The sequence below is a fragment of the Pseudomonas sp. CBS genome (assembly GCF_024734645.1).
Classification (GTDB): domain Bacteria; phylum Pseudomonadota; class Gammaproteobacteria; order Pseudomonadales; family Pseudomonadaceae; genus Aquipseudomonas.
On the sequence record NZ_CP102929.1, the window covers coordinates 3670090 to 3692128 of the forward strand.

Annotated in this window: 15 protein-coding genes, 6 tRNA genes and 3 rRNA genes; 2 read left to right on the top strand and 22 right to left on the bottom strand. The window is 55.0% G+C overall.

The annotated features are described in order from the left end of the window. Window positions 1-31: 31 nt before the first annotated feature. The 20 genes from rpoB to tyrS form a co-directional block, all read right to left on the bottom strand. Window positions 32-4105 carry a DNA-directed RNA polymerase subunit beta gene (gene rpoB, locus NVB75_RS16805; protein ID WP_017476319.1) on the bottom strand — a complete coding sequence of 1358 codons (4074 nt, stop codon included), beginning with the start codon at window positions 4103-4105 and terminating at the stop codon, window positions 32-34. A gap of 220 nt (window positions 4106-4325) precedes the next feature. Further along, window positions 4326-4691: a 50S ribosomal protein L7/L12 gene (gene rplL, locus NVB75_RS16810; RefSeq protein ID WP_003210093.1), complete on the bottom strand. Its 366-nt coding sequence runs from the start codon at window positions 4689-4691 to the stop codon at window positions 4326-4328. A gap of 78 nt (window positions 4692-4769) precedes the next feature. Further along, on the bottom strand, window positions 4770-5270 hold the full coding sequence (gene rplJ / locus NVB75_RS16815) for a 50S ribosomal protein L10 (protein ID WP_003210095.1): 501 nt from the start codon (window positions 5268-5270) through the stop codon (window positions 4770-4772). A 198-nt stretch (window positions 5271-5468) separates the two neighbouring features. Further along, window positions 5469-6164, bottom strand: a complete 696-nt coding sequence (gene rplA, locus NVB75_RS16820; protein WP_003176434.1) for a 50S ribosomal protein L1 — start codon at window positions 6162-6164, stop codon at window positions 5469-5471. Further along, window positions 6164-6595 (bottom strand): 50S ribosomal protein L11, encoded by a 432-nt coding sequence (gene rplK / locus NVB75_RS16825; protein ID WP_003210097.1) that lies wholly within the window; start codon window positions 6593-6595, stop codon window positions 6164-6166. The genes rplA and rplK overlap by 1 nt, the downstream gene beginning before the upstream one ends. 117 nt (window positions 6596-6712) lie before the next feature. Further along, window positions 6713-7246, bottom strand: coding sequence for a transcription termination/antitermination protein NusG (gene nusG / locus NVB75_RS16830; protein ID WP_003176436.1), 534 nt, complete (start codon window positions 7244-7246; stop codon window positions 6713-6715). Between the two features lie 9 nt (window positions 7247-7255). Beyond that, window positions 7256-7624, bottom strand: a complete 369-nt coding sequence (gene secE, locus NVB75_RS16835) for a preprotein translocase subunit SecE (RefSeq protein ID WP_003210099.1) — start codon at window positions 7622-7624, stop codon at window positions 7256-7258. 45 nt (window positions 7625-7669) lie between these two features. After that, a tRNA-Trp gene (locus tag NVB75_RS16840) sits at window positions 7670-7745 on the bottom strand. A gap of 164 nt (window positions 7746-7909) precedes the next feature. Next, window positions 7910-7985, bottom strand: a tRNA-Thr gene (locus NVB75_RS16845). Between the two features lie 26 nt (window positions 7986-8011). Then, a tRNA-Gly gene (locus NVB75_RS16850) sits at window positions 8012-8085 on the bottom strand. A gap of 23 nt (window positions 8086-8108) precedes the next feature. After that, a tRNA-Tyr gene (locus NVB75_RS16855) sits at window positions 8109-8193 on the bottom strand. 143 nt (window positions 8194-8336) lie between these two features. Then, entirely contained in the window at window positions 8337-8783 is a 447-nt protein-coding gene (locus NVB75_RS16860; protein WP_258342429.1) for a hypothetical protein, read from the bottom strand. Window positions 8784-8790: 7 nt separating this feature from the next. After that, complete coding sequence (locus NVB75_RS16865) at window positions 8791-9540, bottom strand: pantothenate kinase (protein WP_258342431.1); 750 nt, start codon at window positions 9538-9540, stop codon at window positions 8791-8793. Further along, on the bottom strand, window positions 9530-10489 hold the full coding sequence (gene birA, locus NVB75_RS16870) for a bifunctional biotin--[acetyl-CoA-carboxylase] ligase/biotin operon repressor BirA (protein WP_258342433.1): 960 nt from the start codon (window positions 10487-10489) through the stop codon (window positions 9530-9532). The genes NVB75_RS16865 and birA overlap by 11 nt, the downstream gene beginning before the upstream one ends. A gap of 169 nt (window positions 10490-10658) precedes the next feature. Further along, window positions 10659-10774, bottom strand: a 5S ribosomal RNA gene (gene rrf, locus NVB75_RS16875). A 171-nt stretch (window positions 10775-10945) separates the two neighbouring features. Further along, window positions 10946-13839 (bottom strand): 23S ribosomal RNA (locus tag NVB75_RS16880). Window positions 13840-14073: 234 nt separating this feature from the next. Continuing rightward, window positions 14074-14149 (bottom strand) — tRNA-Ala (locus tag NVB75_RS16885). Between the two features lie 30 nt (window positions 14150-14179). Then, window positions 14180-14256, bottom strand: a tRNA-Ile gene (locus NVB75_RS16890). Window positions 14257-14338: 82 nt separating this feature from the next. Continuing rightward, window positions 14339-15875 (bottom strand): 16S ribosomal RNA (locus tag NVB75_RS16895). Together the 16S, 23S and 5S rRNA genes with 2 tRNA genes alongside form the textbook arrangement of a ribosomal RNA operon. A 552-nt stretch (window positions 15876-16427) precedes the next feature. Further along, window positions 16428-17627: a tyrosine--tRNA ligase gene (gene tyrS / locus NVB75_RS16900; RefSeq protein ID WP_063026809.1), complete on the bottom strand. Its 1200-nt coding sequence runs from the start codon at window positions 17625-17627 to the stop codon at window positions 16428-16430. A 211-nt stretch (window positions 17628-17838) separates the two neighbouring features. Between tyrS and NVB75_RS16905 the strand changes: the two genes are divergently transcribed. Both NVB75_RS16905 and NVB75_RS16910 read left to right on the top strand, forming a co-directional pair. Next, the gene (locus NVB75_RS16905) at window positions 17839-19251 is read left to right on the top strand and encodes a peptidoglycan DD-metalloendopeptidase family protein (RefSeq protein ID WP_258342435.1); all 1413 of its coding nucleotides are present in this window, start codon (window positions 17839-17841) and stop codon (window positions 19249-19251) included. Between the two features lie 3 nt (window positions 19252-19254). Beyond that, complete coding sequence (locus NVB75_RS16910) at window positions 19255-20346, top strand: anhydro-N-acetylmuramic acid kinase (protein WP_258342436.1); 1092 nt, start codon at window positions 19255-19257, stop codon at window positions 20344-20346. Between the two features lie 68 nt (window positions 20347-20414). On the opposite strand, the gene erpA is transcribed toward NVB75_RS16910, so the two are convergent. After that, window positions 20415-20765, bottom strand: coding sequence for an iron-sulfur cluster insertion protein ErpA (gene erpA, locus NVB75_RS16915; protein ID WP_003176443.1), 351 nt, complete (start codon window positions 20763-20765; stop codon window positions 20415-20417). A 162-nt stretch (window positions 20766-20927) separates the two neighbouring features. Next, window positions 20928-21962 carry an N-acetyl-gamma-glutamyl-phosphate reductase gene (argC, locus tag NVB75_RS16920; protein ID WP_027605886.1) on the bottom strand — a complete coding sequence of 345 codons (1035 nt, stop codon included), beginning with the start codon at window positions 21960-21962 and terminating at the stop codon, window positions 20928-20930. Between the last annotated feature and the right edge of the window lie 77 nt (window positions 21963-22039).

Here is a 22039-nt window from a genome sequence, read left to right on the forward strand (position 1 = left end):
AAACAGCCCCGCTCTCGATTCGCGTCACGTGTTATTCGGTTTCCAGATCGATATCGATGCCGAGGGAACGAATTTCTTTGATCAACACGTTGAAAGACTCGGGCATGCCCGGCTCCATACGGTGATCGCCGTCCACGATGTTTTTGTACATCTTGGTCCGACCGTTCACATCGTCCGACTTCACTGTGAGCATTTCTTGCAGAGTGTAAGCAGCACCGTATGCTTCCAGTGCCCAGACCTCCATCTCCCCGAAACGCTGACCACCGAACTGAGCCTTACCACCCAGCGGCTGCTGGGTAACCAGGCTGTACGAACCGGTAGAACGAGCGTGCATCTTGTCGTCTACCAAGTGGTTCAGCTTCAGCATGTACATGTAGCCAACAGTAACCGGGCGCTCAAACTTGTTGCCGGTACGACCGTCGAACAGCTGCATCTGGCCGCTTTCTGGCAGGTCTGCCAGCTTCAGCATGGCCTTGATTTCGCTTTCCTTGGCACCGTCGAACACCGGGGTAGCCATTGGAACGCCGCCGCGCAGGTTCTTCGCCAGATCCAGGATTTCCTGGTCGGAGAAGGTGTCCAGCTCTTCGTTGCGACCGCCGATCTCGTTGTAGATCTCGTGCAGGAACTTGCGCAGGTCAGCAACCTTGCGCTGCTCTTCGATCATACGGTTGATCTTCTCGCCCAGACCTTTGGCCGCGAGGCCCAGGTGGGTTTCAAGGATCTGACCAACGTTCATACGCGAAGGTACGCCCAACGGGTTGAGGACGACGTCGACCGGGGTGCCATTGGCATCGTGCGGCATGTCTTCAACTGGCATGATCACGGAGACCACACCTTTGTTACCGTGACGACCGGCCATCTTGTCGCCCGGCTGGATGCGGCGACGGATTGCCAGGTAAACCTTGACGATTTTCAGCACGCCTGGAGCCAGGTCATCGCCCTGCTGCAGTTTGCGCTTCTTGTCTTCGAACTTGTCGTCCAGCAGACGGCGACGATCGACGATGTAGGCCTGGGCCTTCTCGAGCTGCTCGTTCAGAGCATCTTCAGCCATGCGCAGTTTGAACCACTGGCCGTGCTCAAGACCGTCGAGTACTTCGTCGGTGATGTCCTGACCTTTCTTCAGACCTGCGCCGCCTTCAGCCTTGTGGCCTACCAGGGCGGAACGCAGACGTTCGAAGGTCGCGCCTTCAACGATACGGAACTCTTCGTTCAGGTCCTTGCGGATCTCGTCGAGTTGGGTCTTCTCGATGGACAGTGCACGAGCATCACGCTCAACGCCGTCACGGGTGAAGACCTGTACGTCGATAACAGTGCCCTTGGTACCGGTAGGTACACGCAGGGAAGTGTCTTTAACGTCGCTGGCTTTTTCACCGAAGATGGCACGCAACAGCTTCTCTTCCGGAGTCAGTTGGGTCTCGCCTTTCGGAGTGACCTTACCTACCAGGATGTCGCCTGCGCCAACTTCAGCACCTACGTAAACGATACCGGCTTCGTCCAGCTTGTTCAGTGCAGCTTCACCCACGTTCGGGATGTCTGCAGTGATTTCCTCTGGCCCAAGCTTGGTGTCACGCGCCACACAGGTCAGTTCCTGAATGTGGATCGTGGTGAAGCGATCTTCCTGAACCACACGCTCGGACAGGCAGATGGAGTCTTCGAAGTTGTAACCGTTCCAGGCCATGAACGCGATGCGCATGTTCTGGCCCAGTGCCAGCTCACCCATATCGGTGGACGGACCGTCTGCCATGATGTCGCTGCGCTGAACCCGATCACCCTTGCTTACCAGCGGACGCTGGTTGATGCAGGTGTTCTGGTTGGAGCGGGTGTACTTGGTCAGGTTGTAGATGTCGACACCGGCTTCGCCAGTTTCAACTTCGTCATCGGCAACACGAACCACGATACGGCTGGCATCAACGGAGTCGATCACGCCACCACGACGAGCCACGACGCAAACGCCGGAGTCACGGGCTACGTTACGCTCCATGCCGGTACCTACCAGCGGCTTGTCAGCGCGCAGGGTCGGTACAGCTTGACGCTGCATGTTGGAACCCATCAACGCACGGTTGGCGTCATCGTGTTCCAGGAACGGGATCAGCGACGCTGCAACCGAAACTACCTGCTTCGGCGATACGTCCATCAAGGTGACGTCTTCCGGCGCCTTGACGGTGAACTCGTTCAAGTGACGAACAGCTACCAGCTCGTCGATCAGCATTTTCTTGTCGTTCATCGTGGCCGAAGCCTGAGCGATCACGTGATCAGCTTCTTCGATGGCGGACAGGAACACGATCTCGTCGGTGACCAGTGCGTCTTTCACCACACGGTACGGGCTCTCGAGGAAGCCGTACTGGTTGGTGCGCGCATAAGCAGCCAGGGAGTTGATCAGGCCGATGTTCGGACCTTCCGGCGTTTCAATCGGGCATACACGACCATAGTGAGTCGGGTGTACGTCACGAACTTCAAAGCCTGCACGTTCACGAGTCAGACCGCCCGGGCCCAGTGCGGAAACACGGCGCTTGTGGGTGATCTCGGAGAGCGGGTTGTTCTGGTCCATGAACTGCGAGAGCTGGCTGGAACCGAAGAACTCTTTCACCGCCGCAGCCACTGGCTTGGCGTTGATCAGGTCTTGCGGCATCAGGCCTTCGCTTTCTGCCATGGACAGACGCTCTTTGACCGCACGCTCAACACGTACCAGGCCAACGCGGAACTGGTTCTCGGCCATTTCGCCTACGCAGCGAACACGACGGTTACCCAAGTGGTCGATGTCATCGACGATGCCTTTACCGTTACGGATGTCGACCAGGGTCTTCAGTACCGCGACGATGTCTTCCTTGCACAGCACGCCCGAACCTTCGATCTCGGTACGACCGATACGACGGTTGAACTTCATCCGGCCGACCGCAGACAGGTCATAGCGCTCAGGGCTGAAGAACAGGTTGTTGAACAGGGTCTCGGCAGCGTCTTTGGTTGGTGGCTCGCCAGGACGCATCATGCGATAGATCTCGACCAGCGCTTCCAATTGGTTGCTGGTGGAGTCGATCTTCAGGGTGTCGGAGACGAACGGACCGCAGTCGATGTCGTTGGTGTACAGGGTCTCGATGCGAACAACCTGGGACTTGGCGATTTTCGCCAGGATCTCGGTGTTCAGCTCGGTGTTGCATTCAGCCAGGATTTCGCCGGTGGCCGGGTGCACGATGACCTTGGCGGTGGTGCGACCCAGGACGTAGTCCAGAGGCACTTCCAGCGTCTTGATACCGGCTTTTTCGATCTGGTTGATGTGGCGCGCGGTAATACGGCGGCCGGCTTCAACGATGACCTTGCCTTTTTCGTCCTGGATGTCCAGAACGGCAATCTCACCACGCAGGCGCTGAGGCACCAGTTCCAGGCTGAGGGTTTCGCCGCTCAGGTGGAATACGTTAGTGGTATAGAAGGCATCCAGCACTTGCTCAGTGGTATAGCCGAGCGCGCGCAGCAGTACCGAGGCCGGCAGCTTGCGACGACGGTCGATACGCACGAACACGCAGTCTTTAGGGTCGAACTCGAAGTCCAACCACGAACCGCGGTACGGAATGATCCGCGCGGAGTACAGGAGCTTGCCGGAGCTGTGCGTCTTGCCGCGGTCGTGGTCGAAGAACACGCCCGGGGAACGGTGCAGCTGGGAAACGATAACGCGCTCGGTACCGTTGATAACGAAGGTACCGTTCTCAGTCATCAGGGGGATTTCACCCATGTAGACTTCTTGCTCTTTGATGTCCTTGATCGCTTTGTTCGACGACTCTTTGTCGAAGATGATCAGACGGACTTTTACCCGCAAAGGTACGGCGTACGTAACACCGCGCAACACGCATTCTTTGACATCAAATGCCGGTTCGCCCAGGCGATAACCGACGTACTCCAGCGCAGCATTGCCGGAGTAGCTGATGATCGGGAAAACGGATTTGAAGGCCGCATGCAGGCCCACGTCGCGGAACTGATCTTTGGTCGCTCCCGCCTGCAAGAATTCACGATACGAATCCAGCTGGATAGCCAGAAGGTACGGCACATCCATGACGTCCGGCAACTTGCTAAAGTCCTTGCGGATACGTTTTTTCTCAGTATATGAGTAAGCCATCAGCGTTCCCCAGCTTGGTCACCTGCTTGTTTGGCCCCTCCCGACGGGAGCAGCCAGAAAATCTTGCAAACCCCATGGTTTGCGCCACCGCATCGGGTGGTTACAGCGCGTTAGAGGCGACGACCGAGTCGATTGCCAATAACGGAAAAAGGCCGGTGGCAAGAGCCACCAGCCATCAGCCTTCAGCTTAACGCTTGGGCTGGAGACGCAAGGTCGATGCTTACTTCAGCTCGACTTTAGCGCCTGCTTCTTCCAGCACTGCTTTAGCTTTGTCAGCTGCGTCTTTCGACACTGCTTCCAGAACCTGGGCAGGGGCGCCGTCAACTACTGCCTTGGCTTCTTTCAGGCCCAGACCGGTCAGTTCACGTACTGCCTTGATCACGTTTACTTTCTTCTCGCCAGCTTCCAGCAGCATGACGTTGAATTCGGTTTGCTCTTCAGCAGCAACAGCGGCAACAGCTGGGCCAGCCGAAGCAGCGGCAGCGGAAACACCGAATTTTTCTTCGAAAGCTTTGATCAGCTCAACAACCTGCAGAACCGACATTTCAGCTACGGCGTTGAGGATATCGTCTTGGGAGATAGACATTGCTGTAATTCCTGAATTGGGGGACGGCCTACGCGGCCATCGAAATAAACAAAAATACGCGAGAGGAAGTGCTCAGCCTTAGGCTGCTGCAGCTTCTTTTTGCTCGCGAACTGCGGCCAGAGTACGAGCCAACTTGCTGGTAGCGCCTTGAATCACGCTCATCAGCTGAGAAATAGCTTCGTTACGGGTCGGCAGTGTTGCCAGTACGTCGATTTGGTTAGCTGCGAGGAACTTGCCCTCGAACGCAGCTGCCTTGATCTCGAACTTGTCCTGACCCTTCGCGAATTCCTTGAACAAACGGGCAGCAGCGCCAGGATGTTCCTTGGAGAACGCAATCAGGGTCGGGCCGGTGAACACGTCGTTGAGGACACTGTATTCAGTGTCAGCAACAGCGCGCTTGAGCAGGGTGTTACGTACAACACGTACGTATACGCCAGCTTCACGAGCCTCTTTACGGAGTCCGGTCATAGCGCTTACTGTCACACCACGGGCATCAGCCACGACAGCGGACAGAGCAGCTTTGGCAGCCTCGTTGACTTCAGCGACGATGGCCTTCTTGTCTTCGAGATTAATTGCCACGGGTTTAACTCCTGCTTGTTACCGTTTCATCTGGCCTAGGCCGGATGTCGTTTTGGTGTCTGATTCGGTAAGGAACCGGGAGCACCATCTGCGTAGGCTTGTGGTTTAAGACTTGCGTCGCCTACGGTCTTGGATAGCCCCCGCCAGGCAGGGACCCCAATCTTTCAATTGGCGCAATTACTTGCGCCAATTTGTGTCTTATACGTCCAGCGAGCCTTGGTCGATGACCAGACCTGGGCCCATAGTGGTGCTCAGGGTAACGCGCTTGACGTAGATACCTTTCGAGGAAGCTGGCTTGATACGCTTCAGATCAGCGATCAGGGCTTCAACGTTTTCCTTCAGCTTGACGGCATCAAAGCCGACCTTGCCAACGGAGGTGTGAATGATGCCGTTTTTGTCGGTGCGATAACGAACCTGACCAGCCTTGGCGTTTTTAACCGCGGTAGCTACGTCTGGAGTTACGGTGCCGACTTTAGGGTTAGGCATCAGACCACGTGGACCGAGGATCTGACCCAACTGACCTACAACGCGCATTGCATCCGGGGAAGCAATTACGACGTCATAGTTCAGGTCGCCGCCTTTCATTTCGGCAGCCAGGTCGTCCATGCCAACGCGATCAGCGCCGGCGGCCAGAGCAGCTTCAGCTGCTGGGCCTTGGGTGAAGACAGCAACACGTACAGTCTTGCCAGTACCGTGTGGCAGCACAGTAGCGCTACGAACGACCTGGTCGGATTTACGTGGGTCAACGCCCAGGTTTACAGCAACGTCAACAGACTCGCTGAACTTGACAGTCGACAGCTCGGTCAGCAGAGCAGCAGCGTCTACAAAGTTGTAGGACTTGCCCGCTTCGATTTTGCCGGCGATAGCCTTTTGGCGCTTGGTCAGCTTAGCCATTACACACCCTCCACGTTAAGGCCCATGCTACGAGCAGAACCGGCGATGGTACGCACGGCTGCATCCATATCAGCTGCAGTCAGATCCGCGTTTTTGGTTTTCGCGATTTCTTCCAGCTGAGCACGGGTCACGGTGCCAACCTTAACGGTGTTAGGACGAGCGGAACCGCTAGTCAGACCAGCAGCTTTCTTCAACAGAACCGAAGCCGGGGTCGACTTGGTTTCGAAGGTGAAGCTACGGTCGCTGTATACAGTGATGATCACTGGAGTCGGCAGACCTGGCTCAATACCCTGAGTACGGGCGTTGAAGGCCTTGCAGAATTCCATGATGTTCACGCCGTGCTGACCCAGAGCTGGACCAACAGGTGGGCTTGGGTTGGCCTGAGCGGCCTTCACTTGCAGCTTGATGTAAGCGGTAATCTTCTTGGCCATGAGGCACTCCAATTACGGGTTCGAACGCCTCGAAAGGCTCCCCGGTTACTTGCGCGTTTATCCCAGTGACGACAAAACCCCACAGCCTAAGGCTGCGGGGTTGGGATGCTTGCTCAGCTAGACTTTTTCGACCTGGCTGAACTCTAGCTCTACCGGAGTAGAGCGACCGAAAATGAGCACTGCCACTTGGATCCGGCTCTTTTCGTAGTTAACTTCTTCGACAGTGCCGTTAAAATCTGCAAACGGACCATCTGTAACACGAACAACCTCACCCGGCTCGAACAACGTCTTCGGCTTGGGCTTGTCGCTACCGTCAGCAACGCGACGCAGAATTGCTTCTGCCTCTTTGTCGGTGATCGGAGCAGGCTTATCAGCGGTACCGCCGATGAAACCCATGACGCGAGGAGTGTCCTTGACCAAGTGCCAAGTACCCTCATTCATGTCCATTTGAACCAGCACATAGCCAGGGAAGAACTTGCGCTCGCTTTTGCGTTTCTGGCCATTACGCATTTCAACCACTTCTTCAGTGGGAACCAGAATTTCGCCGAAGCCATCTTCCATGCCTGCCAGCTTTACGCGCTCTAGCAAAGAGCGCATGACATGCTTCTCGTAACCCGAGTAAGCATGCACAACGTACCAACGCTTAGCCACGGGACACCCTTAGCCAACAATCAAGGAAACAAGCCAGCCGAGCAGGGAATCAAGCCCCCACAACAGCAACGCCATAACCAGAACAACAGCTACCACGATCAACGTGGTCTGCGTGGTTTCTTGGCGAGTCGGCCAAACGACTTTACGGATCTCGGTACGAGCTTCCTTCACCAGGACCGCAAACGACTTGCCTTTTGCAGTCTGCAGGCCAACAAAGGCAGCGACAGCAGCGAGGGCGAGCAATGCGAGGACACGGTACAGGATTGGCGACCCAGAGTAGTACTGGTTGCCAACAACGCCTACAACCACTACAGCGACTACTACAAGCCACTTGAGCAGATCGAAGCGAGAGCCTTGAGCTTCAGCCTTAGGAGTCATCTATGAAGATCCTGTGAAAAGAAAGCCAGACACACCAAGTGAATCTGGCAGGTCAGGAGGGAATCGAACCCCCAACCTACGGTTTTGGAGACCGTCGCTCTGCCAATTGAGCTACTGACCTAAAACAAAATCAGGCCGACAATTATGCCGATCTGAAAAAGACTTTACAACAACAAACCCCTTCGAACCTTGAACCACCTCAAACAAAGACAACGAGAGAGGACAGAATCAATCAGAGGTAGCTGTTAAAACAAAGGCAGATATTTTCATATCTGCCTTGTTATATGGAGCTCTTGAGCGGATTTGAACCGCTGACCTCACCCTTACCAAGGGTGTGCTCTACCAACTGAGCTACAAGAGCGAAACAACTTGCACAACCTGCAAACTTGGAGCGGGTAGCGGGAATCGAACCCGCATCATCAGCTTGGAAGGCTGAGGTTCTACCACTAAACTATACCCGCGGAGCTTGCAGCTCACGCTAAAATGGTGGAGGGGGAAGGATTCGAACCTTCGAAGTCGTAGACGTCAGATTTACAGTCTGATCCCTTTGGCCGCTCGGGAACCCCTCCTAAGCGAGCCGGCATTCTACATCATGCCAGCCTTCTGTCAACCACTTTCTCATTAAAAAATATGAGGTTAGCTGCGTTGACCTTCGCTTCACCTTGTCGACCCAAGAGGTCTTCACTGCGAAGCGGGCGCCATTCTATGCAAACTATTCGAAGGTTGCAATGCCTTCGCACGGCATTATTTTATGTTTTAACTCATTGAATTCATTAGCAAGGTTTTCAAAGGGCAGATCATCGGCCAAGCGCCTGCTTTCAGGGGCTACTCGCAACCAGTACCCCGGAGCCTCAGGCAAACTCAGAGATTGCAGTTTGACCTTTATATCCAGGCTTGTGAGGCGCTGCTCGAGGGACTGAACCTCTTTCTGATCGGACAGGCCGCCGATGTACAGGCATGTAGGCTGCACTTCAGGCGCCTTTACCTTGTCTCGCCGCACCATCGCATCAGCCGATTCACTTAACAGCCTGATATCTTGCTGAGAGCCACGATAGAGCGCCAAAGGCGTGACATCTTTAGCGCGCAGAGGGGCTTCCTGCTGATGCCAGATGTAATAGAAGACATTGAGGACCAGCAAAAGCAGAAACAGCCAACGCATAAAAACCTCAGGACAAAGGGCACGCCATCGCCAAGCCAACAAAAACCAGATCAGGGACGAGCCTCCCATGAGGCACCGCGTCAGCTACCAACTCGGCGTCGCCACCGGTAAGAAAGACAGTGAAGTCGGTCCCCCAGTAGCTTCGAGCCAATTCCAGCTGAGTCAGTACAAACCCTCTCAGCATGAGCGTACAGCCACGCTCTACCGCCTCCACTGTTGTACGCCCTGGAGACAGGGCCTCAAGGGCGCGCTCAGCAGCAATATCGTCATAGCGTATTTTTCGGGTGTGCGTTCGCAACTGGTTACGCATCAGCGGCATGCCAGGACAAATAAAGCCTCCGAGATGCTCACCGTCTGCGGCAATGAAGTCCGCCGTTGCTGCAGTACCGAAATCAAGCACCAGGCAAGCGCCCGACGCCAACTGAAAACCACCCAGCATTGCGAGCCAGCGGTCCAACCCAAGGCGCTCGAAATCTTCGTACCCGTTCCTAACCCCACCCATCTGCCTTGCCGAAGTAGCACATAGGACCTTCACGCCAAACGCCTCCACCAGGGTAGTCACCAGCTGATTCGTCTCATCCGAGGCTCGGACACTCACCAACCGACAGTCCCTTAGCGCAAGCCCCGTGAGAGCGAACAGGCTTTCGATCAACGAGGCATCCGACCCAACGACGCCCTCGGCAAAGATGCGCGCCTTATCTGACTCAAGCACCCGCCATTTGATAAAGCTGTTCCCACAGTCGAGCTCAAGAATCATCACGCAACCTCAGGCTTAGCTCACCACCGCTATATACTTTTTCGACACCATCCACGCTCAACCGTAACGCACCTTGCCCATCGATCCCCAATACCACTCCGTCAATCTGATTCACGCCAGCGATGAGCGATACCGCCCGCCCCTGCCATAAATGGCTTTGCTCCCATTCACCCTGGATCGCGGAAAAGCCGGACAACCGGTGTCGCTCAAGATAAGCCTGCAGTTGCACACCAAGACGCGCTACCAGGTAGTTACGATCGACAGCATTGCCAGTCTCCAATTGCACGGAGGTCCATTGCTGATCGACCTCATCCGCTTTTTGCATATTCACATTAATGCCGATACCGAGGACGACGTGACAAACATCAGCAGGATCCCCGACCAGCTCCAGGAGAATTCCGGCTATCTTTTTCTGCCCAACCAAAACGTCATTAGGCCACTTCAACCCAGCATTGCGAACACCCGCATCCCGCAGCGCCTGCATAACTGCAAGTCCGACTACAAGGCTTAGGCCCTCCAACTGACGCATGCCGCCGTCGATCCGTAGCACGAGGCTGTAGTACACGTTCTGAGCGAAAGGACTGACCCACTTACGCCCTCGCCTCCCCCTGCCGGCAGTTTGCTGCTCCGAAAGCACAAGAAATGGCGCAGTGCGGCCAGCCTCGATAAGCCGCAACGCTTCGGCATTAGTAGAGTCAATGGAGTCCGAGATATGAACAGTCCATGCAGGAGGGGGTATGTGCCGAGCAATTTCATCAGCACTCAACAACACCAGGGGCGTAGCCAACTGATATCCCCTGCCGCGAACTTTATGGATAGAGAGATTCAATTCCGCCTCGAGATGCTGAAGCTGTTTCCATACAGCACTGCGACTGACGCCCAAGGCAGCACCAAGCGCTTCCCCGGAGTGGAATCGACCATCTTTTAGAAGTTTCAACAACGTCAGCATGCAAGTCTCGCCTCACAATGAGGCACGCATGATAGCCATGCGTAGGGCCATTGCATAGAAAGGCAGGACTTTAGCATTCAAGACAATGACAGTCTTCGCCCGCCATACTTTCCGACCGCCCAAAACAAAACCCCTGATTGCGTTAGCAATCAGGGGTTTCGGAATTTAATCTTGACGATGACCTACTCTCACATGGGGAAACCCCACACTACCATCGGCGATGCATCGTTTCACTGCTGAGTTCGGGATGGGATCAGGTGGTTCCAATGCTCTATGGTCGTCAAGAAATTCGGGTACTGAGTCGTGACCAGATGGCCTCGCTTCAGCAAATTGGGTATGTGATAGCTTCGGTGTTTTGTGAGTATCTCGAACTTTCGGTTCGTTTCGTCTTCACACACCGCAATCTGGTGCTCTTTCGCTTTTCAGCTTGAAGCATGCAAATTGCTTGGGTGTTATATGGTCAAGCCTCACGGGCAATTAGTATTGGTTAGCTCAACGCCTCACAGCGCTTACACACCCAACCTATCAACGTCGTAGTCTTCGACGGCCCTTCAGGGAACTCAAGGTTCCAGTGAGATCTCATCTTGAGGCTAGTTTCCCGCTTAGATGCTTTCAGCGGTTATCTATTCCGAACATAGCTACCCGGCAATGCCACTGGCGTGACAACCGGAACACCAGAGGTTCGTCCACTCCGGTCCTCTCGTACTAGGAGCAGCCCCTCTCAAATCTCAAACGTCCACGGCAGATAGGGACCGAACTGTCTCACGACGTTCTAAACCCAGCTCGCGTACCACTTTAAATGGCGAACAGCCATACCCTTGGGACCGGCTTCAGCCCCAGGATGTGATGAGCCGACATCGAGGTGCCAAACACCGCCGTCGATATGAACTCTTGGGCGGTATCAGCCTGTTATCCCCGGAGTACCTTTTATCCGTTGAGCGATGGCCCTTCCATACAGAACCACCGGATCACTAAGACCTACTTTCGTACCTGCTCGACGTGTCTGTCTCGCAGTCAAGCGCGCTTTTGCCTTTATACTCTACGACCGATTTCCGACCGGTCTGAGCGCACCTTCGTACTCCTCCGTTACTCTTTAGGAGGAGACCGCCCCAGTCAAACTACCCACCATACACTGTCCTCGATCCGGATAACGGACCTGAGTTAGAACCTCAAAGTTGCCAGGGTGGTATTTCAAGGTTGGCTCCACGCGAACTGGCGTCCACGCTTCAAAGCCTCCCACCTATCCTACACAAGCAAATTCAAAGTCCAGTGCAAAGCTATAGTAAAGGTTCACGGGGTCTTTCCGTCTAGCCGCGGATACACTGCATCTTCACAGCGATTTCAATTTCACTGAGTCTCGGGTGGAGACAGCGCCGCCATCGTTACGCCATTCGTGCAGGTCGGAACTTACCCGACAAGGAATTTCGCTACCTTAGGACCGTTATAGTTACGGCCGCCGTTTACCGGGGCTTCGATCAAGAGCTTCGCGTTAGCTAACCCCATCAATTAACCTTCCGGCACCGGGCAGGCGTCACACCCTATACGTCCACTTTCGTGTTTGCAGAGTGCTGTGTTTTTAATAAACAGTCGCAGCGGCCTGGTATCTTCGACCGGCATGAGCTTACGGAGCAAGTCCTTCACCCTCACCGGCGCACCTTCTCCCGAAGTTACGGTGCCATTTTGCCTAGTTCCTTCACCCGAGTTCTCTCAAGCGCCTTGGTATTCTCTACCCAACCACCTGTGTCGGTTTGGGGTACGGTTCCTGGTTACCTGAAGCTTAGAAGCTTTTCTTGGAAGCATGGCATCAACCACTTCGTCATCTAAAAGATAACTCGTCATCAGCTCTCGGCCTTAGAATCCCGGATTTACCTAAGATTCCAGCCTACCACCTTAAACTTGGACAACCAACGCCAAGCTGGCCTAGCCTTCTCCGTCCCTCCATCGCAATAACCAGAAGTACAGGAATATTAACCTGTTTTCCATCGACTACGCTTTTCAGCCTCGCCTTAGGGACCGACTAACCCTGCGTCGATTAACGTTGCGCAGGAAACCTTGGTCTTTCGGCGTGGGTGTTTTTCACACCCATTATCGTTACTCATGTCAGCATTCGCACTTCTGATACCTCCAGCAAGCTTCTCAACTCACCTTCACAGGCTTACAGAACGCTCCTCTACCGCATCACCCGAAGGTGATACCCGTAGCTTCGGTGTATGGTTTGAGCCCCGTTACATCTTCCGCGCAGGCCGACTCGACTAGTGAGCTATTACGCTTTCTTTAAAGGGTGGCTGCTTCTAAGCCAACCTCCTAGCTGTCTAAGCCTTCCCACATCGTTTCCCACTTAACCATAACTTTGGGACCTTAGCTGACGGTCTGGGTTGTTTCCCTTTTCACGACGGACGTTAGCACCCGCCGTGTGTCTCCCATGCTCGGCACTTGTAGGTATTCGGAGTTTGCATCGGTTTGGTAAGTCGGGATGACCCCCTAGCCGAAACAGTGCTCTACCCCCTACAGTGATACATGAGGCGCTACCTAAATAGCTTTCGAGGAGAACCAGCTATCTCCGAGCTTGATTAGCCTTTCACTCCGATCCACAGGTCATCCGCTAACTTTTCAACGGTAGTCGGTTCGGTCCTCCAGTTAGTGTTACCCAACCTTCAACCTGCCCATGGATAGATCGCCCGGTTTCGGGTCTATTCCCAGCGACTAGACGCCCTATTAAGACTCGCTTTCGCTACGCCTCCCCTATTCGGTTAAGCTCGCCACTGAAAATAAGTCGCTGACCCATTATACAAAAGGTACGCAGTCACAGAACAAAGTCTGCTCCCACTGCTTGTACGCATACGGTTTCAGGATCTATTTCACTCCCCTCTCCGGGGTTCTTTTCGCCTTTCCCTCACGGTACTAGTTCACTATCGGTCAGTCAGTAGTATTTAGCCTTGGAGGATGGTCCCCCCATATTCAGACAAAGTTTCTCGTGCTCCGTCCTACTCGATTTCATGACTAAGAGATTTTCGCGTACAGGGCTATCACCCACTATGGCCGCACTTTCCAGAGCGTTCCGCTAATCTCAAAGCCACTTAAGGGCTAGTCCCCGTTCGCTCGCCACTACTAAGGGAATCTCGGTTGATTTCTTTTCCTCAGGGTACTTAGATGTTTCAGTTCCCCTGGTTCGCTCCATACACCTATGTATTCAGTGTAAGGTAACCATCTTATGATGGCTGGGTTCCCCCATTCAGACATCTCCGGATCAAAGTCTGTTTGCCGACTCCCCGAAGCTTTTCGCAGGCTACCACGTCTTTCATCGCCTCTGACTGCCAAGGCATCCACCGTATGCGCTTCTTCACTTGACCATATAACCCCAAGCAATCTGGTTATACTGTGAAGACGACATTCGCCGAAAATTCGCAATTACTTACAAATTTTACCTTAGCCTGATCCGTTACCAGTGAAAGTAACGTTCAGTCTATCTTTCTATCACATACCCAAATTTTTAAAGAACGATCTAATCAAAGACTAGAAATCAACATTCACCATCACAACGATGGAATGCTCATTTCTAAGCTTTCATAACGTAGAAGCAGTAGTGGTGGAGCCAAACGGGATCGAACCGTTGACCTCCTGCGTGCAAGGCAGGCGCTCTCCCAGCTGAGCTATGGCCCCGTATTTCTACAGGCGTTTCCCACACAAAATTGGTGGGTCTGGGCAGATTCGAACTGCCGACCTCACCCTTATCAGGGGTGCGCTCTAACCAACTGAGCTACAGACCCAATTTCGGGCTGCTTCTTATCGTCTTCTTCAATGAATCAAGCAATTCGTGTGGGAACTTATGGAGCAGCTGATGTCGTCGATTAAGGAGGTGATCCAGCCGCAGGTTCCCCTACGGCTACCTTGTTACGACTTCACCCCAGTCATGAATCACACCGTGGTAACCGTCCTCCCGAAGGTTAGACTAGCTACTTCTGGTGCAACCCACTCCCATGGTGTGACGGGCGGTGTGTACAAGGCCCGGGAACGTATTCACCGCGACATTCTGATTCGCGATTACTAGCGATTCCGACTTCACGCAGTCGAGTTGCAGACTGCGATCCGGACTACGATCGGTTTTCTGGGATTAGCTCCACCTCGCGGCTTGGCAACCCTCTGTACCGACCATTGTAGCACGTGTGTAGCCCAGGCCGTAAGGGCCATGATGACTTGACGTCATCCCCACCTTCCTCCGGTTTGTCACCGGCAGTCTCCTTAGAGTGCCCACCATTACGTGCTGGTAACTAAGGACAAGGGTTGCGCTCGTTACGGGACTTAACCCAACATCTCACGACACGAGCTGACGACAGCCATGCAGCACCTGTCTCAATGTTCCCGAAGGCACCAATCTATCTCTAGAAAGTTCATTGGATGTCAAGGCCTGGTAAGGTTCTTCGCGTTGCTTCGAATTAAACCACATGCTCCACCGCTTGTGCGGGCCCCCGTCAATTCATTTGAGTTTTAACCTTGCGGCCGTACTCCCCAGGCGGTCAACTTAATGCGTTAGCTGCGCCACTAAGAGCTCAAGGCTCCCAACGGCTAGTTGACATCGTTTACGGCGTGGACTACCAGGGTATCTAATCCTGTTTGCTCCCCACGCTTTCGCACCTCAGTGTCAGTATCAGTCCAGGTGGTCGCCTTCGCCACTGGTGTTCCTTCCTATATCTACGCATTTCACCGCTACACAGGAAATTCCACCACCCTCTACCATACTCTAGCTCGTCAGTTTTGAATGCAGTTCCCAGGTTGAGCCCGGGGATTTCACATCCAACTTAACGAACCACCTACGCGCGCTTTACGCCCAGTAATTCCGATTAACGCTTGCACCCTCTGTATTACCGCGGCTGCTGGCACAGAGTTAGCCGGTGCTTATTCTGTCGGTAACGTCAAAACAGCAAAGTATTAATTTACTGCCCTTCCTCCCAACTTAAAGTGCTTTACAATCCGAAGACCTTCTTCACACACGCGGCATGGCTGGATCAGGCTTTCGCCCATTGTCCAATATTCCCCACTGCTGCCTCCCGTAGGAGTCTGGACCGTGTCTCAGTTCCAGTGTGACTGATCATCCTCTCAGACCAGTTACGGATCGTCGCCTTGGTGAGCCATTACCCCACCAACTAGCTAATCCGACCTAGGCTCATCTGATAGCGCAAGGCCCGAAGGTCCCCTGCTTTCTCCCGTAGGACGTATGCGGTATTAGCGTCCGTTTCCGAACGTTATCCCCCACTACCAGGCAGATTCCTAGGCATTACTCACCCGTCCGCCGCTCTCAAGAGAAGCAAGCTTCTCTCTACCGCTCGACTTGCATGTGTTAGGCCTGCCGCCAGCGTTCAATCTGAGCCATGATCAAACTCTTCAGTTCAAACATCTTTGGGTTTTTAAGAAACCCTAAACTTGGCTCAGCAATCGTTGGTTACATCTTTGATTTCTCGCGGAGTAACTTGTGATGCTGATAATCTTGTTGACTATCAGTCTGACTCCACAAGCACCCACACGAATTGCTTGATTCAGTTGTTAAAGAGCGGTTGGTTAAGATCTTTCGTCTCAACCGAGGCGCGCATTCTACAGCAGCCTCTGTTGCTGTCAAGCGGTTTTTTTAAGAAGCTTTCAAAGTTTCCTTTGTAACTTCAACCACTTGCGCTTCCGATCTCTCGTTAGCGGGAGGCGAATTCTACAGCGTTACACGCTGCTGTCAACACCTCTTTTTCTCCGCTTTCGACCGAGAAGATCGAACCGTTAATAGGGCTAAACAACACCGCCTTATTAACTCCTTCTGGGCTTCGATGATCTGAAGCAGCTCGCTGTCGAAACCTACATAACTCTTTGTTTACCAAGGAGTTTTCCGTTTCGACTGCGCCGGAAGTGGGGCGAATTATAGACAGATATAAATCGCCGTCAACAGTTAATTTCAGGTTTATTCGGATTTAAGCGTAATACGCGCAAATGCCTTCTTGCCGGCCTGGCAAACGTGAGTCGCGCCCAGCTCGTATATAAAGGTGCGATCAACAACCTCACCATCTATACGCACACCGCCAGACCCCAGAAGGTCGCGCGCCACTGCCGAGTTCTTCACCAAGCCCGCCTTATTAAGGACAGCAGCAATCGGCATTGCCTCGGCAGCAGTCAATTCAACCTCAGGCAGATCATCCGGCAGCTCGCCATCCTTCATACGGTTACCCGCAGCACGGTGAGCGCTGGCAGCAGCCTCTTCGCCGTGGAAGCGCGCAACAATCTCTTCCGCCAGCTTGATCTTCACATCCCGCGGATTCGCACCAGCTTCCACTTCAGCACGCAATGCATTGATCTCATCCATCGAGCGGAAGCTCAGCAGCTCAAAGTAACGCCACATCAGCGCATCCGGAATCGAAACCAGCTTGCCGTACATCACACCCGGCGCTTCCTGGATACCAACGTAGTTACCCAAGGACTTGGACATCTTCTTGACGCCATCCAACCCCTCCAGCAAAGGCATGGTCAGAATGCACTGAGCCTCTTGCCCATACGCACGCTGCAGCTCACGCCCCATCAGCAGGTTGAACTTCTGATCGGTACCGCCCAACTCGACATCGGCACGCAACGCCACCGAGTCATACCCTTGAACCAACGGGTACAGGAACTCATGGATCGCGATCGGCTGATTGGTGGAGTAGCGCTTATCGAAGTCATCGCGCTCGAGCATGCGAGCAACGGTGTATTGGGACGTCAGACGAATGAAGTCCGCCGGCCCCATCTGATCCATCCAGGTGGAGTTGAATGCCACCTCGGTCTTGGCCGGATCGAGAATCTTGAAGACTTGGGTTTTGTAGGTCTCGGCATTATCGAGAACCTGCTCACGGGTCAGCGGCGGACGCGTAGCGCTCTTGCCGCTCGGATCGCCGATCATCCCGGTGAAGTCACCTATAAGGAAGATCACCTGATGCCCCAGCTCCTGGAACTGGCGCAGCTTATTAATAAGCACCGTATGCCCAAGGTGCAGATCCGGCGCTGTCGGATCAAAGCCGGCCTTAATACGCAGGGGCTGGCCACGCTTGAGCTTTTCGATCAGCTCAGCTTCGACCAACAGTTCTTCCGCACCACGCTTGATCAGCGCTAGCTGCTCTTCAACCGACTTCATAACAGACCCGCAAGGCTCAGATTCAAAAGGGAACCAACCATACAAGATCAGGGACTAATTACAAGTTTTGCCCTGCGCACGGACACCGTTCAGCAAGCCCAGCGTTCGCAAGCTTGCGCCACAGATGATTTGGTTATATTTTATACAGTTATTTCATCTTCATCATGTCATTCATCTTTTCCAATTCATCTTTTCAAAGTCAAAATTACTTATGACCACAGAACCGTCTAAAGCGCCGCCGCTTTACCCGAAGACCCACCTGCTCGCCGCAAGTGGGATCGCCGCCCTTCTGAGCCTGGCACTCCTGGTATTTCCTTCCAGCGATGTAGAAGCCAAACGAACGACACTGAGCCTTGACCTGGAAAGTCCGGTTGAGCAACTGACACAAGATCAAGACGCTTCCGACGCACTGCAAGCCACAAATGGCGCAGCAGAATCGCCGTTTGCCCAGATCGAAGACAGCGCTGAAGACACTAAAGAGACCGCAAAGGTCGAGCCTGCCGTAGAAGCACCCAAGAATCCGCTACACCGCGAAGTCATTGTTGCCAAGGGCGACACTCTTTCGACCCTGTTCGAAAAGGTCGGCCTCCCAGCCGCGACGGTCAACGATGTGCTGGCAAGCGACAAGCAGGCCAAGCAGTTCACCCAGCTCAAGCATGGCCAGAAGCTCGAATTCGAGTTGGCGCCCGATGGCCAACTGAACAACCTGCATAGCAATATCAGCGACCTGGAAAGCATCACGCTGACCAAAGGCGCCAAGGGCTTTGCGTTCAATCGCATCACCACCAAGCCAGTGATGCGCTCCGCCTATGTACACGGCGTGATCAACAGCTCGTTGTCGCAATCCGCCGCCCGCGCTGGCTTGTCCCACAGCATGACCATGGACATGGCCAGCGTGTTTGGCTACGACATCGACTTCGCCCAGGACATTCGCCAGGGCGACGAATTCGACGTGATCTACGAGCAAAAGGTCGCCAACGGCAAGGTTGTCGGCACCGGCAATATCCTTTCTGCGCGGTTCACCAACCGCGGCAAGACCTACACCGCCGTGCGCTACACCAACAAACAAGGCAACAGCAGCTACTACACCGCCGACGGCAACAGCATGCGCAAGGCTTTCATCCGTACTCCGGTTGACTTCGCCCGTATTAGCTCGCGTTTCTCGATGGGTCGCAAGCATCCAATTCTGAACAAAATTCGCGCTCACAAAGGCGTCGACTACGCCGCCCCACGTGGCACGCCGATCAAGGCTGCTGGTGACGGCAAGGTATTGCTGGCAGGTCGCCGTGGCGGCTACGGCAACACCGTGATCATCCAGCACGGCAACACCTACCGTACCCTGTATGGTCACATGCAAGGTTTTGCCAAAGGCATCCAGACTGGCGGCAACGTCAAGCAAGGCCAGGTGATTGGCTATATCGGCACCACCGGCCTGTCCACCGGCCCGCACCTGCACTACGAGTTCCAGGTCAACGGGGTGCACGTCGACCCACTGGGTCAAAAGCTGCCAATGGCTGATCCAATCGCCAAGGCCGAGCGCGCACGCTTCCTGCAGCAGAGCCAGCCACTCATGGCCCGCATGGACCAGGAGCGCTCCACCCTCCTGGCCTCGGCGAAACGCTAAGCCATGTCGCTCTATATAGGTGTGATGTCCGGGACCAGCCTTGATGGCCTGGACATTGCGCTGATCGAGCTGCAGCCGGCGATCAAGCTGATCGCCACCCACTACATACCCATGCCTGAGTCCCTGCGCTCCGAGCTGCTTGGCCTTTGCGCCAGCGGCCCGGACGAGATTGCCCGCTCGGCGATCGCCCAGCACAACTGGGTGACACTTGCCGCCCAAGGCATTCACGCCCTACTCGATCAGCAGAAACTCAAACCTCAGGACATTCGAGCGATCGGCAGCCACGGCCAAACCATTCGCCATGAACCCGCCCGAGGCTTTACCGTGCAGATCGGCAACCCGGCGCTGCTCACCGAATTGACCGGAATCACCGTCGTCAGTGATTTCCGCAGCCGCGATGTCGCCGCAGGTGGACAAGGCGCCCCATTGGTTCCTGCCTTCCATGAGGCGTTGTTTGGCGAGCGCACGGGCAACCGCGCCGTATTGAACGTTGGCGGCTTCAGCAACCTCAGCTTGATCGAGACTGGCAAGCCGGTCGCTGGCTTTGACTGCGGCCCGGGTAACGTCCTGCTGGATGCCTGGATTCACCAGCAACGCGGCGAGAACTTCGACCGCGATGGCCTGTGGGCTGCCAGCGGGAAAGTTGAACCCCAGCTACTCAAGGCGTTACTCAGCGATCCGTTCTTCGTGACCAAAGGGCCAAAAAGCACCGGCCGCGAAGTCTTCAACCTGGAATGGCTCGAGCATCACCTGGGACGGTTACCGCCATTCGCAGCCCAAGACGTGCAAGCCACGCTGCTTGAGCTGACCGCCCTGACCATCGTCGAATCCCTGCAAACCGCACAACCACAGACCGAAACCCTGCTGGTCTGCGGCGGCGGCGCCCACAACGCAACCTTGATGAACCGCCTCGGCGCACTGCTACCAGCCACCCAAGTCAGCAGCACCGCCACTTACGGCGTGGACCCCGACTGGGTCGAAGCCATGGCCTTCGCCTGGCTGGCGCATTGCTGCCTTGAAGGCATCGCCGCCAATCGCCCCAGCGTCACCGGCGCCCGCGGCCTTCGCGTACTCGGCGCGATCTACCCCACCTAAAAGCCCCACATAGCAAAACGCCGCTTGACCCTATCAAGGCCAAGCGGCGTTTTTACATCCGCTTTCGATCAGATCGAGAACGAAGACCCGCAACCACAAGTAGTAGTGGCATTCGGGTTCTTGATCACGAAGCGCGAACCTTCCAGACCTTCCTGATAGTCCACCTCGGCTCCTGCCAGGTACTGAAAGCTCATCGGATCGACGACCAGGCTTACGCCCTCGCGCTCAACGATGGTGTCGTCATCGGCCACGTCTTCATCGAAGGTGAAACCGTACTGAAACCCTGAACAACCGCCGCCCGTAACAAATACGCGCAGCTTCAAGCGATCATTACCCTCTTCATCGACCAGGCTCTTCACCTTGTGCGCAGCACCGTGGGTGAATTGCAAAGCCGTGGGGGTGAAGGATTCAACGCTCATGCTGATAATCTCCCGGCGTAGCGCCGCCATATGCGTGATGGCGGGCATTATCCGCTTCTCCTAGAAAAGCGGTCAACTATTGTTACGGTATATCAATCTGCGCAGCGGCCATTAAAAACACGAAAGGCCCGATCAACGGGCCTTTGCGCGACAGCAGAAAACTTACGGCAGCATGCCCGCGTGGGACAGGCCCAGCTTCTCATCCAGGCCAAACAGGATGTTCATGTTCTGCACAGCCTGGCCCGAGGCGCCCTTGACCAGGTTATCGATCACCGACAGCACCACCACCAGATCACCATCCTGTGGACGGTGCACCGCGATACGGCACACATTGGCACCACGCACGCTGCGGGTTTCCGGGTGGCTGCCCGCCGGCATCACATCGACGAACGGCTCATTGGCATAACGTTTTTCAAACAGCGCCTGCAGGTCCACCGAACGATCAACGACTGTCGCATACAGCGTGGAGTGGATCCCGCGGATCATCGGCGTCAGGTGCGGCACAAACGTCAGGCCGACATCTTTACCTGCTGCGCGACGCAGCCCCTGGCGAATTTCCGGCAAGTGACGGTGACCTTTGACCGCATAGGCTTTCATGCTTTCCGACGTCTCGGAGTACAGCGAGCCTACGGCTGCCCCACGACCCGCGCCGCTGACGCCCGACTTGCAGTCAGCAATCAGCCGCGATGCGTCCGCCAACCCGGCTTCCAGCAATGGCAGGAAACCCAGCTGCGTAGCGGTTGGATAGCAACCCGGCACCGCGATCAGGCGCGCCTGCTTGATTTGCTCACGATTGACTTCCGGCAGGCCGTACACCGCTTCCTCCAGCAACTCCGGTGCACCGTGAGGCTGGCCGTACCACTTGGCCCACTCATCGGCGTCCTGCAGGCGGAAGTCCGCCGACAAGTCGATCACCTTGGTGCCCGCCGCCAGCAACTCGCCCGCCAGGGCGTGGGCAACACCGTGGGGCGTGGCGAAGAACACCACATCACAGGCACCCAGGGTGTTGATATCCGGCACGCTGAACGCCAGGCCGTCGTAGTGGCCTCGCAGGTTCGGATACATGTCCGCCACCGCCAGGCCGGCCTCGGATCGGGAAGTGATCACCACCACCTCAGCTTGCGGATGCTGAGCCAACAGACGCAGCAATTCGACACCGGTGTAACCCGTGCCGCCGACGATACCGACCTTGACCATAAACCTGCCCTCAACGAACCCACTGGAAAGCCGTCGATAATAGGGTCCGTATCGTCCTGCGACAACCGTCAACGTGA

What these genes read in the sequence shown, in the direction of transcription:
- rpoB (WP_017476319.1), bottom strand. Translation starts at nt 4,105, where the DNA reads ATGGCTTACTCATATACTGAGAAAAAACGTATCCGCAAGGACTTTAGC.
- rplL (WP_003210093.1), bottom strand. Translation starts at nt 4,691, where the DNA reads ATGTCTATCTCCCAAGACGATATCCTCAACGCCGTAGCTGAAATGTCG.
- rplA (WP_003176434.1), bottom strand. Translation starts at nt 6,164, where the DNA reads ATGGCTAAGCTGACCAAGCGCCAAAAGGCTATCGCCGGCAAAATCGAA.
- rplK (WP_003210097.1), bottom strand. Translation starts at nt 6,595, where the DNA reads ATGGCCAAGAAGATTACCGCTTACATCAAGCTGCAAGTGAAGGCCGCT.
- secE (WP_003210099.1), bottom strand. Translation starts at nt 7,624, where the DNA reads ATGACTCCTAAGGCTGAAGCTCAAGGCTCTCGCTTCGATCTGCTCAAG.
- NVB75_RS16860 (WP_258342429.1), bottom strand. Translation starts at nt 8,783, where the DNA reads ATGCGTTGGCTGTTTCTGCTTTTGCTGGTCCTCAATGTCTTCTATTAC.
- NVB75_RS16865 (WP_258342431.1), bottom strand. Translation starts at nt 9,540, where the DNA reads ATGATTCTTGAGCTCGACTGTGGGAACAGCTTTATCAAATGGCGGGTG.
- birA (WP_258342433.1), bottom strand. Translation starts at nt 10,489, where the DNA reads ATGCTGACGTTGTTGAAACTTCTAAAAGATGGTCGATTCCACTCCGGG.
- tyrS (WP_063026809.1), bottom strand. Translation starts at nt 17,627, where the DNA reads ATGAAGTCGGTTGAAGAGCAGCTAGCGCTGATCAAGCGTGGTGCGGAA.
- NVB75_RS16905 (WP_258342435.1), top strand. Translation starts at nt 17,839, where the DNA reads ATGACCACAGAACCGTCTAAAGCGCCGCCGCTTTACCCGAAGACCCAC.
- NVB75_RS16910 (WP_258342436.1), top strand. Translation starts at nt 19,255, where the DNA reads ATGTCGCTCTATATAGGTGTGATGTCCGGGACCAGCCTTGATGGCCTG.
- erpA (WP_003176443.1), bottom strand. Translation starts at nt 20,765, where the DNA reads ATGAGCGTTGAATCCTTCACCCCCACGGCTTTGCAATTCACCCACGGT.
- argC (WP_027605886.1), bottom strand. Translation starts at nt 21,962, where the DNA reads ATGGTCAAGGTCGGTATCGTCGGCGGCACGGGTTACACCGGTGTCGAA.